A 12463-nucleotide genomic window follows, 5' to 3' on the forward strand; every position below is an offset into this window, starting at 1 on the left:
ATGACCTAAGAGGCTATTATATTATATTTTATTCCATAGCTATAAATTCTACTCTATCTACATATTCTAGACTTTTTAAATCTTCTAGCATTTCACTTAATTCAATTTTCATTGATGATATATCAATAGTTAAACTTAAATTAGCTAAATTATTAATTGGAATACCTTGATCAATTGTTAGTATATTCCCATCATGCTCTGAAATAAAGTTAAGTATATTTGAAAGAACTCCCTTTTGATGCCCAATTATCATATTAAAAGTTGCCTTTCTCCCATTAGACATTTGAGAAAACTCAAACACATAATCCTTATACTTATAATAAACACTTCTGCTTATTCCAGCTAACTTAGTAGCTTCAGTTACTTCTTTTACCTTACCTTCTTGTAAGATTTTTTTTGTTGTAATCACTTTTTCATATACTTCTGGCAAAACCTTTTTATCAATAACTAAATAGTCTCCGTTCATGCTTATTCACCCTTCAAAATTTTTGCCCCATTTTTATCAATCATTAATTCTTTGATATCCCAATTAAAATTATTTTCTTTAATAAACTTTGAAATTTCATTTACAAAACTTAAATCATTTTTATCTACTATTGACATTAAAGTTGGACCTGCACCACTTAAAAAGCATGCAAAAGCTCCTAACTCTATGACCTTATTATAAATCTCATCAAAATTCTCGATAAGTCTGCTTCTATATTGTTCATGAATCCTGTCCTTAGTTGCTTCTCTTAATAAAGAATATTTCCCATTTGAAAATGCAGATATTAATAAGGCAGCCCTTCCTATATTATAAACACAATCTTTAAATGGAATTTCTTTAGGCAATATTGCCCTTGCTTTCTCTGTTAAAAGTTTAACCCTTGGAACTAATGCAATAAACTTAATACCTTCTTTAATTTCTATACAATTATATAATGGCTTATTACTCTCTGTCATTACTGTAGAAACTAGTCCTCCAAAGATAGCTGGACACACATTATCTGGATGACCCTCAATATCAACTGCTAAACTTAATATTTCGTCTTTATTTATCTCTTTTCCCATTAATGCAAAAGCCCCTATTAATCCTGCTACTATACAACTTGAACTAGAACCTAACCCCCTAGATATTGGGATATCCTGTCTTATTATTTTAATCCCTAATCCTTTAAATTTAAAGTTATATTTATCAAAAACTTTTTTAATAGCCATATAAATTATGTTATCTTCATTTTGGAATTCTTCTTCAACACCTTCAAAAAACAATCCATTTTCATCTTTTAGTGAAAATTCATATTCATTATATATGCTTAAGGAGATTCCCAGCGAATCAAAACCTGGCCCCAAATTGGCTGATGTCGCTGGTACTATTACCCTAATCATTTTTACTCTCCTTTAAAAATTCAAGTAAAATATCTTTCATTTTTTCCTTATCACATACATTATTATGAAGAATTTTTTTATTATTTAATCCTACTAGATTCTTAGGAATTTCAATATTAGTATACTCATTTAATAACTTTAATATTTCAAAATCATCTTTGTTACTAACATCTAATTCTAAGGCATTACAAATACTTCTTGGGAATTTATAAGGACTTGCAGTAGATGCTATCAATGCTTGTCTATTATCCCCAGTTTCTTTTCTATACTTATTAAAAACTACATATCCAACTGCAGTATGTGTATCCATAAGGTATTTTTTATTATTATAAACATTCTTAATTGCTTCATACACTTCATCTGTATTTGCATAATTTCCATAAAAATCACTTAAAAATGCTTTACTTTCACTTGAAATTGAATAAACTCCTTTTTCATTCAATTCATCCATAAGCTTTTTAGTTTTTTTAGCATCTCTATTATTTGCTTCAAATATTAATCTTTCCAAATTTGAAGATACTAAAATATCCATTGATGGAGATTCTGTTAATATTAACTCTCTTCTTCTATCATATAGCCCTGTATTTAAGAAATCTGTTAATACATTATTTTCATTAGATGAACATATTAACTTACCTATAGGTAGCCCCATTTTTTTACCATAATAAGCTGCTAATATGTTTCCGAAGTTCCCTGTTGGAACTACTATATTTATTTCATCGCCCTCTTTTATTTTTTGCTTATTGACTAAATCAAAGTAACCATAAAAGTAATACACTATTTGTGGTACTAGCCTTCCAATATTAATTGAATTAGCTGAAGATAATAAAAAGCCCCTATTTTTTAATTCTTCTCTAAATTCAACATCCCCAAATATTTTCTTAACTCCACTTTGCGCGTTATCAAAATTGCCCCTAATTCCGATTACCTTAACGTTATTACCTTCTTGAGTTACCATTTGTTTTTCTTGAATTGCACTTACGCCATTTTCTGGATAGTAAACCACAACTTTAAAACCATCAACATTACTAAATCCCTGTAATGCTGCTTTTCCTGTATCACCTGAAGTTGCAGTTAATATTACTATTTCTTCTTTAATATTATTTAATTTCTTTGCTTCCTTCATTATTTGTGGTAAAAAAAGAAGTGCTGCATCCTTAAAGGCAGATGTTGGTCCATGATACAACTCTAAAAAATCATTTTCTTCTCTTACTGAGAATTTACCATTATAAGCTCTGTCTATAGCCCCTTTTAAATTTTCTTCTCCTATGTCTCCAAAAAATTCTTTTATAACTTCATATGCTAGCTCAATATAAGAAAGCCCCATTTTCTTTTTTAGCCTGTCATATACCTCTGGAAATTCATTTGGAACATATAATCCACCATCATTCGCAATACCCTTTATAATTGCTTCCGAGGATGAAATTGCTCCCTCCTCTCCTCTTGTACTTATAAAATTCATTTTTGCACCCCCTACTTTTTTATTTATGTACTCACCCTTTATTTCCATTTTAAAGCAAGAATTACCATAAGAAAATTTTACCATGTATTCCTATGATGCACAACTGTTTTTTTCTTGTAAACATTTTAATTTTAATATTTTTTTCTTTTAATTTTAAGCTTCTACTTTTGAACAAAAATTTCCTGATTATAAAAACATATAATCAGGAAATTTTTTGCTATTATTATTTTTTAGACTTAATTAATAAATATACACTATTAATTAAGAAAATTACTCCTGAGAAGAATAATACCAATAACCATTGTCCTAAATTTAATGCTACAGTATTAAAAATACTACTCAATAAAGGAATATATAATATACAACATATCATTGATATAGAAACTAATACAGCTCCTAATAAATATATATTACTAAATATATTTATTTCAAATATTGAATGCCTTTCTGATCTACATTCAAATACATGTAAAAGTTGTGACATAACTAATGTACATAATGTAATAGTTCTACAAGTTGCTAAATCCATCCCGTAATATCTTCCTGACATAAATGATAATAAAGTACAAATACCAATTAGACATCCTCTTACTATTATTTTTTCCCAAAGTCCTCTAGCAAAAATACCTTCATTTTTATCTCTAGGTCTTTGTCTCATTATATCTTTATCAGGAGGGTCAACTCCTAACGCAATAGCTGGTAATCCATCTGTAGCTAAATTAACAAATAAAATTTGAATTGGAGTAAGTGGATTTGGTAAATAAAATAATGATGCCAAGAACATTGTTAAAACTTCACCTAAATTACATGATAATAAATATCTTATAAACTTTCTTATATTATCATAAATTACTCTTCCTTCTTCAACTGCTGCAACAATAGTAGCAAAGTTATCATCTATTAATACCATTGCTGCAGCTTCCTTAGTTACATCAGTACCTGATATACCCATAGCAACACCAATATCAGCTTCCTTTATGGCTGGAGCATCATTTACACCATCACCAGTCATAGCAACAATATTATTATTCTTTTTAAATGCTCTAACAATTCTTAACTTATGATTAGGAGATACTCTAGCAAATACCCTTATTTTATTTACTCTCTTAACCAATTCCTCATCAGACATTTTTTCTAATTCATCTCCAGTTATTGCTTGATCATCAGAATTACAAATATTAATACTTTTCGCTATAGCTAAAGCTGTATTTTTATGATCCCCTGTAATCATTATAGGTTGAATTCCTGCCATCTTACATTTTAAAACTGCATCTTTAACTTCTACTCTTGGTGGATCCATGCTACCTGCAACACCTAAAAACACTAAATTACTTTCTACAGATTCACTTTTAACTATATGTTCTTCCTTATATGCAGCTGCTATACATCTTAATGCTCTATTAGACATAGCTTCTATATAGTTATATATTTGCTTTTTCTTTTGAGCTGTTAATGGCTTTATTTTACCGTTTTCTAATACAAAATTACATCTTTCTAATACCCTTTCTGGAGCTCCCTTCATGTAACAAGTTTCTTTTCCGTGCTCATTCATTATAACGGTCATCATCTTTCTTGTAGAATCAAAAGAAATCTCATAAACTCTCTTACTTTTTGTTACAAATTTTTCTAACTCTTTAGGGTCTTTATAAAATGCCTTTACCAAAGCTGTTTCTGTAGGATCTCCCATAACAGCCTTTTCAATATCTTTTATTTCGTAATTATAATTTGCATCATTACAATAAATAAATGCCTCTTTTAATTTTTCACAATCATTAAGTTTTTCTTTATCTAATTCATATATTTTACCATTAGCTAATATTTCCTTAACAGTCATTTTATTTTGAGTCAATGTTCCTGTTTTATCTGAACAAATTACAGATGTACATCCTAACGTTTCAACTGCTGGTAATTTTCTAACTAATGCATTTCTCTTTAACATCCTGCTAACACCTAATGCTAAGGCAACAGTAACTATTGCCGCTAATCCTTCTGGTATAGCTGCAACTGCTAATGAAACTCCTAAAAGGAACATTTCTGTTATATCATTTCCCCTTATTATTCCTAAAACAGTAACTATTACGCATACTGCAATACACATTACAACTAGAATTTTACCTAAAGAATCTAATCTTTCTCTTAGAGGTGATTTTTCTTCTTCTATATTATCTAAAAGGTTAGCTATTTTCCCCATTTCTGTCTTCATTCCAATAGCATCTACTATTATTAACCCTCTACCTTTTAGAACTATCGTCCCCATAAATCCTGCATTTTTCCCTTTAACTGTATCCTTTGAAATACCAACTGATTCGCCAGTTAATAATGATTCATCAACTACCATATTGGCTGCATCAATAAATGTTCCATCTGCTGGAATCCTATCACCGGCTTCCAATACAACTAAATCACCTATTGTTAACTCTTTTGAATTAATAACTTTAATATTCCCATCTCTAATTACCTTACAGGTTGGCGCCGCCAACTCTTGAAGCGCTTCTAATGACTTTTCTGTCCTAAACTCCTGAACAAATCCTAATATTGCATTTACAATTACAATAATAAGTATTGTTACTGCATCGGCCTTGTCCCCTATAAATCCTGATATAATAGTTGCACCTATTAATACCCATACTAAGAAATCATTAAATTGAGATAAAAAAATTAAAATCGGTGACTTTTTCTTATTATGTTTAAGTTCATTTAACCCGTAAGTTTTAATTCTTTTTTCTGCTTCTCTAGTACTTAATCCCCTAGTAAATTCTTTTTCCTGTATCACCCTTTTTCCTCCTCTTTAAGAACTCTTGTATATATATATTAATGTTTATGTAATACTATGAATAATTAAGTAAAATTTATACTTTCTATACATAACATTTTTATTTACAAATTCCCCTTGGAAATATAGAATAGTAGTATGCGAAAATATGTAATAAACTGAATTCTTAGCTTAAGATGGAATTTTAACTTCATCTTAAGGTTAGAGTTCGTTATCTAGGGGTATGTACGTTGTTATATTCCACCTGAAAAGGTAGGAGTGTTACAACGGCTAGCCATCAGATAAAATCTTTTATACTTAAATATACTTAGGAGGCGTATTGCATGAAAGATATAATTTATGTAACTGGTCATAAGAATCCAGACTCAGACTCAATATGTGCAGCTTACGCATATGCTGAATTCAAAAACAAAATTGGTGACGTTGAAACTGTTGCTTGCAGACTAGGTAATCCTAATCAAGAAACTCAATATATATTAGATTACTTCAATGCTGAAGCTCCAAGACTTTTAAAAACTGTTAAATTAAAGGTGGAAGACTTACAATTTGATAACATAAGTCCTGTATCTCCTGAAATCTCATTAAAAACAGCTTGGAGTATAATGAGAGATAAAAATATTAAAACTTTACCTGTAGCAGATGAAAATGATCATCTTTTAGGAGTACTAGCAGTATCTAATCTTACATCTTGTTATATGGATATCTGGGATAACAGAATCTTAGCTAAAAGTAATACAACATTAGATAATATTATCGATACTTTATCTGCTAAAGTTTCTTACGTTAATGAAAAAGTAACTCACTTCCCTGGTAAAATAGTTGTTACAGCTATGCAACCTGATACAATGTCTGGTCATATAGACGAAGGTGACATTGCTATAGTTGGTGATAGAGAAGAAGCTCAAGCAGCATTAATAAAACTTAATATTTCATTAATGATTGTAACTGGTGGATATGCTCCATCTGAAAAAATAGTAAGCTTAGCTAAAGAACATGGAGTAACTATAATAGTAACTCAACATGATTCATTTACTGCTTCAAGACTTATAGTTCAAAGTATCCCTGTTGGATATGTTATGGTTAAAGAAAACATAGTTTCTTTCACAACTGATGATTTAGTTGATGATATAAAAGGAATTATGACTGAAACTAGATTTAGAAGCTATCCTGTTTTAGATCAAAACGGAAGAGTTGTTGGTACTGTTTCTAGATACCACTTAATTTCTAACCACAAGAAAAAGGTTATTCAAGTTGACCACAACGAAAGAGGTCAATCTGTTGATGGATTAGAAGATGCAGAAGTTTTAGAAATCATCGACCACCACAGAGTTGCTGATATTCAAACAAACAATCCAATTTACTTTAGAAATGAACCAGTTGGAAGTACATCAACTATAGTTGCTAAATGCTTCTTTGAAAGTGGAATAAGACCTTCAAGAAAAGCTGCAGGACTTTTATGTGGTGCAATAATTTCTGATACATTATTATTCAGAAGTCCAACTTGTACTCCACAAGATCAATATATCTGTAAGAAGCTTGCTGAAATTGCTGATATAAACATTGAAGAATTTGCAAAAGAAATGTTTAAAGCTGGTACTTCATTAAAAGGTAAAACAGTTGAACAAATCTTCAACTCTGACTTCAAGCCATTTACTATCGAAGATACTAAAGTAGGTATAGCTCAAGTTAATACAATGGATATTGAAGGATTCATGCCTTTAAAAGAAGAAATGTTAAACTACATGGATCAAAAAGCTAAAGAAGCTGGATTAGATATGGTTATGTTATTATTAACAGACATATTAAACGAAGGTTCTGAAATACTAGTTACTGGTAATAAACCTGAAATAGTAGAAAAAGCTTTCAATGTTACATTAAAAGATAAGGGTGCATTCCTTCCAGGAGTTCTTTCAAGAAAGAAACAAGTTGTACCACCAATAACTAATGCTATAACATCTTAATTAACATAATTTTATATAGTTTAAATAAGAAATAAGGTGTATCTTAAAAGATACACCTTATTTTTTACTCATTATCAATTACAACACCTAATTTAGTTGAAATTATAGTATTAAGTTTATTTATTGAAAATGTTAATGTAAGTATTTGCTTTTCTAGCCTTATTAGTAAATATGCACTAATAGCTACTGGAAACCCAACATTTGCAATTAAATTAATAAGTTCACTTATCTCCATAAACTCTCCCCCTAAAATTTGATTACACTTAATATATATCCTGAAACTATTATTTTTTTGAAAAGCTTTATTATATTTTATAAAAAGTAAAACTATTCTCCGTGATATGAAGTATTTTTTCATTTATCATATAATATTTTTTCAATATTTATAAATGCTAAAATAGGAGTTTCAATAATCGAAGCTCCTATTTAAAGTTTAAAGTCTCTATTATACTTTTATGTTTTAAATCTGCTATATTTATTTTAAGTACCTTACACCACATTTGTACAAAATACCCTAATCCTAATGCTGTAATTATAGTTCCTAATCCAACACTTCCTCCTAAGATCCATCCTAAAATTAAAGCTCCTATTTCAATACTTCCCCTTACTACCTTAACTGGTTTTTTAGTAATTTTAGTTAATGCTGTCATCAATCCATCTCTTGGTCCACATCCTGATTCACAACTTAAATAAATACAAGTTCCAAGACCTAATAAAAGCATTCCAATTATAAGCATTATTATTCCTATAAATAAATTATGTACAACTGGTATTAATTTACTCATCGTTATTAAATCTATAAATACTCCAATAAAAATTGTATTTAATATAGTTCCTATACCTATTTTTACCCCTAAAAATACACTAGCAATAACAACAACTACTCCCACTACAATATTTGCTTGTCCCATTGTAATAGGAATTACATTGGTTATCCCTTTATGTAATACATCCCATGGTGATAGACCTAAGTTAGCATTTATCATAAATACTATTCCTAATGATGCTAGAAAAAATCCACCCATAAGCTTAAATAAAACAAACAAATACGTATTAACTTCTTTTTTTAAATTTAATTCCATAGCCCCATCCCTCTTTTAATAAAAATGCCTTATCTCTTTCCTTCTAAAAGCTCATTATATGCTTTCATAAGCTTTCTCAAGGTGATATTATTCACATCAAGTTTTATATTATTAACAAATGCTATTGGTAATATCTTAGGAGAAGTGCCCGAAATAAACATTGCATCTAACTTATCAATATCTTCTGACTTTATATCAACTTCTTCAAATTCTATTCCTATTTCTTTAGCAATATCTATTATTTTATCTCTTGTTATTCCCTTTAAAACAGCTTCTGCTTTTGCAGTAATAAGTTTTCCATCTTTAATAGCAAATATATTAGATTTACTACCTTCTGTTATTAATCCATTCCTATCAACTAATATTGCTTCAAAAGCATTTGATTTTTTTATTTCCTCTGTTACTTTTGCTCTAAAATTGTCATTTACTATTTTTGCATTTGGATTTTCTCTTTCTCCATAATAAAGAATAGTTTTTACACCTTCAGTATATAATTCATTACTTGGATAAGAATGCTTTATATAATATATTTTTAAATTCTTTGAAGCAGTATTATAAGTGATTTTAATATTTCCTAATACATTATCATTCTTTTTAATAACCTCATTAACCTTTTTTTCTACATCTTCAGTGTTAAATGGAAATTCCATATTTATAAGTGCAAAAGATCTTTTCATTCTTTCAATATGATCTTTTAAAAACACAGCTTTTCCATTAATCACTCTAAGAACTTCATATATTATACTACCTTTTTCACTATCTTCATTAAATTCATTTACGTCTTCTATTTTTTCATTATTTAAATAAAACTTATTTATAGCTTCCATAAAAATTACACTTCCTTTGAAGATTTATATTACTTCCATTTTAATATTTCAATTTCATGATGCTTCTTATAGTTTATTAAATATGGATTTCCAACTAAATCTAATAATGGCTTATCTGAAAGAGAATCTGAAAACATATATGAGTTTTTAAAGTCTGCTTTAATATTTTTTTCTTTTAAAACTTCATTTAGTCTCTTAACCTTTTCTTCTCCTTTGCAGTTGTTTCCATCCATTTTTCTTACAAATTTTCCACCTTCAAAAGCAAATTTAGTACCTATTATTAAATCTACTTCCTTAATAGCATAAAATTCTTTAATATAAAATTCTGGCGATGCTGATATAAGAATTACCATGTACCCTTCATTTTTTAATTTCTTTATCATATCAACAGCATCTTTATAAAGTATACTACTTAATCTTTCATCATAAAATGATTTTGTAAGTTTTGCTAAGTCCTTTTCATCTATATTATCTATAAACTTTAAGAAACATTCCTTAACTCTTCTTTCATCATATACTTTTATACTATACATAAGCCCTGAATATAAAGCCCTTGGTAAAAATTTTATGTTTTTAATATCCTTAGAAACAAGATATTTAAAAAACTCCATTAGTGTTTCTTTTCTTGTTATTGTATAATCTATATCAAATATCGCTAACTTTTCCACGTTTATCCTCCATCATATATGAAGGGCTGAGCATTTAAACCTGCTACAGCCCCAATTATCTAATTCAACTTTTTTGACAATTATAAATTGTTACACTCATGCCATTTTTTAAAGCAGTGCTAACAACTAACCCACTCTTAGATAATGAATTTTAATCTTCCTTTGAAGTTAAAACTCCACCTAAAGCTAAGAATTCAGCTTATCTACAAATTTTTTAATTCTCATAAGACCTTCTTTGATTGCATCTAAAGAAGTTGCATAAGACACCCTTACATAGTGATCTAATCCAAAGGCCTTACCTGGAATAACTGCTACCTTTTCACATTCTAATAGCATAGCTGAAAAATCCATAGAATCATTTAATATTTGTCCATTAATTTCTTTTCCTAAACACTTTTCTATATTAATCATAATATAAAAGGCACCTTTAGGTTTAATTATACTTAAATTATTGATACCTTCAATTGTATCTACCATATAATTTCTTCTTTTTTCAAATTCGCCAATCATCTCATTTACTTTATCTTGCGGGCCATTCAAAGCCTCAACTGCTGCATACTGAGTTATTGAACAAACATTTGAAGTTACATGACTTTGAATACTTGTCATTAATTTTGCTATCTTTTCACTTGCACCACAATATCCTATTCTCCATCCTGTCATTGCATATGATTTAGATAAACCATTAATAACAATAGTTCTTTCATATGCATCTTGTGAAATACTTGCAATACTTATATGCTTTTCTCCATCATAAATAAGTTTTTCATACATTTCATCAGATACAATTATAAGGTCATGTTCTTTAGCAAAATTTGCAATCACTTTTAATTCATCTGCACTATATATAGTTCCAGTAGGATTATTAGGTGTGTTTAATACAATAGCCTTTGTTTTATCACTAACTACATTTTCTAAGTTTTCCTTAGTAAATTTATAATCTGATTTTTCATCACTTTTTACAAATACAGGCTTTCCATCTGCTAATTTAATAAGCTCTGGATAACTAACCCAATAAGGAGTTGGTACAATTACTTCATCACCAGGATTTAATATAGCTAAAAAAGTATTAGCTAGGCTTTGTTTTGCTCCTGTTGAAACAACTATTTGTGATGGTTTATAAAATAATCCATTATCCTCTTTGAATTTTTTACAAATTGCTTCTCTTAATGGTAATATCCCATTTACACTAGTATACTTAGTATTTCCATCATTCATTGCTTTGATAGCTGCGTCAATTATATTTTTAGGTGTATTAAAATCTGGCTCCCCAGCTCCAAAACTAATAACATCTACTCCATTTTCTTTCATCTCTTTAGCTTTCGCTGTAATTTCTAAAGTTACTGATGGTTCAATTCTTTGTGCTTTTTTTGATAATTCCATTTGTTTGCCCCCACTATCTCTTATTATTAAATTTAATAAATTTCTCTAAACACTCTTCATTTAATCCACAACTGCCAATAGATATACACTCATTACCTACAGGTCTTCCATGATAATCGCTTCCTCCAGTTACACATAGTTTATATTTTTTAGATAAGTTATAAAATTTATTAACATCTCCTTGTGTATGACTAGGATGATATACCTCAACACCTTTTAACCCAAAACATTTCAATTCTTTTAATATATTTTCAACTTCAAGTTTTCTATATATTTGTCCAGGATGTGCTAAAATAGGCACTCCACCAGAATTATTAATCACATCTATGCAATCTCTATAATTTAATCTAAATCCTTTTACATATCCAGGCTTTCCTTGTACTAAAAAACTTCTAAATGCACTTTTATAATTGTCAAAATACCCCTTCTTAACCATGGCATTTGCTATATGACTTCTGCCCACAGTTGAATCATTGTCTACTTCTAAATCTTTTAACTCTAAATTTATATTATATTTTCTTAAATTATATAATATACTTTCAACTCTTTTAATCCTTTGTATATTTAATTCATTAACAAGTGATTTTAAATCATTATTTTCAACATCTATAAAGTATCCAAGTATATGAAGCTCCATATTATTATACTCTGTACTAAGTTCAATTCCTGGAATTATTAATAAATCATCATAATTATTTTTTGTCACATATTGCGATGCTATAGAATCATGATCCGTTATTGAAATACATTTTATATTATTTTTTATTGCCGAATCAATTATCTCCTCTGGTCTTTTCGAACCATCAGAATAACTTGAATGAATATGTAAATCTGCATACTTCATTTTATTCACCTTTTCTCTGTAAGTGAAATTTTATTATATAACATAAAACCACTTTTACTTAGTTTAAGTTACTAAGCACATTGTTATTCCATTAT

The 12463-nt window shown here is 28.7% G+C and carries 11 protein-coding genes; 1 reads left to right on the top strand and 10 read right to left on the bottom strand.

Annotated elements, in window-relative coordinates:
• Positions 1-28 precede the first annotated feature (28 nt).
• From HCG70_RS09830 to HCG70_RS09845, 4 genes are all read right to left on the bottom strand, one after another.
• Positions 29-466 (bottom strand): ACT domain-containing protein, encoded by a 438-nt coding sequence (locus tag HCG70_RS09830; RefSeq protein ID WP_042394286.1) that lies wholly within the window; start codon positions 464-466, stop codon positions 29-31.
• A gap of 2 nt (positions 467-468) precedes the next feature.
• Entirely contained in the window at positions 469-1368 is a 900-nt protein-coding gene (thrB, locus tag HCG70_RS09835; RefSeq protein ID WP_042394289.1) for a homoserine kinase, read from the bottom strand.
• On the bottom strand, positions 1361-2830 hold the full coding sequence (gene thrC / locus HCG70_RS09840) for a threonine synthase (RefSeq protein WP_042394292.1): 1470 nt from the start codon (positions 2828-2830) through the stop codon (positions 1361-1363). The genes thrB and thrC overlap by 8 nt, the downstream gene beginning before the upstream one ends.
• Before the next feature lie 223 nt (positions 2831-3053).
• Positions 3054-5603, bottom strand: coding sequence for a calcium-translocating P-type ATPase, SERCA-type (locus HCG70_RS09845; protein WP_042394293.1), 2550 nt, complete (start codon positions 5601-5603; stop codon positions 3054-3056).
• Positions 5604-5926: 323 nt separating this feature from the next.
• On the opposite strand from HCG70_RS09845, the gene HCG70_RS09850 reads away from it, so the two are divergent.
• Positions 5927-7564 (top strand): putative manganese-dependent inorganic diphosphatase, encoded by a 1638-nt coding sequence (locus tag HCG70_RS09850; RefSeq protein ID WP_042394297.1) that lies wholly within the window; start codon positions 5927-5929, stop codon positions 7562-7564.
• A 64-nt stretch (positions 7565-7628) separates the two neighbouring features.
• On the opposite strand, the gene HCG70_RS09855 is transcribed toward HCG70_RS09850, so the two are convergent.
• The 6 genes from HCG70_RS09855 to HCG70_RS09880 all read right to left on the bottom strand — a co-directional run bounded on the left by HCG70_RS09855 (position 7629) and on the right by HCG70_RS09880 (position 12368).
• Positions 7629-7799 carry a YvrJ family protein gene (locus HCG70_RS09855; RefSeq protein ID WP_074431742.1) on the bottom strand — a complete coding sequence of 57 codons (171 nt, stop codon included), beginning with the start codon at positions 7797-7799 and terminating at the stop codon, positions 7629-7631.
• A gap of 187 nt (positions 7800-7986) precedes the next feature.
• Entirely contained in the window at positions 7987-8646 is a 660-nt protein-coding gene (locus tag HCG70_RS09860) for a YitT family protein (protein ID WP_042394300.1), read from the bottom strand.
• Between the two features lie 29 nt (positions 8647-8675).
• Positions 8676-9473, bottom strand: a complete 798-nt coding sequence (locus tag HCG70_RS09865) for an aminotransferase class IV (RefSeq protein WP_042394303.1) — start codon at positions 9471-9473, stop codon at positions 8676-8678.
• A gap of 29 nt (positions 9474-9502) precedes the next feature.
• Complete coding sequence (locus HCG70_RS09870) at positions 9503-10141, bottom strand: HAD-IB family hydrolase (protein WP_042394305.1); 639 nt, start codon at positions 10139-10141, stop codon at positions 9503-9505.
• A 186-nt stretch (positions 10142-10327) separates the two neighbouring features.
• Entirely contained in the window at positions 10328-11524 is a 1197-nt protein-coding gene (locus HCG70_RS09875; protein WP_042394308.1) for a pyridoxal phosphate-dependent aminotransferase, read from the bottom strand.
• 13 nt (positions 11525-11537) lie between these two features.
• Positions 11538-12368, bottom strand: a complete 831-nt coding sequence (locus tag HCG70_RS09880) for a PHP domain-containing protein (RefSeq protein WP_042394309.1) — start codon at positions 12366-12368, stop codon at positions 11538-11540.
• Positions 12369-12463 lie beyond the last annotated feature (95 nt).

This window comes from Clostridium sp. K04 (genome assembly GCF_019734375.1).
Taxonomy (GTDB): Bacteria; Bacillota; Clostridia; order Clostridiales; family Clostridiaceae; genus Clostridium; species Clostridium saudiense.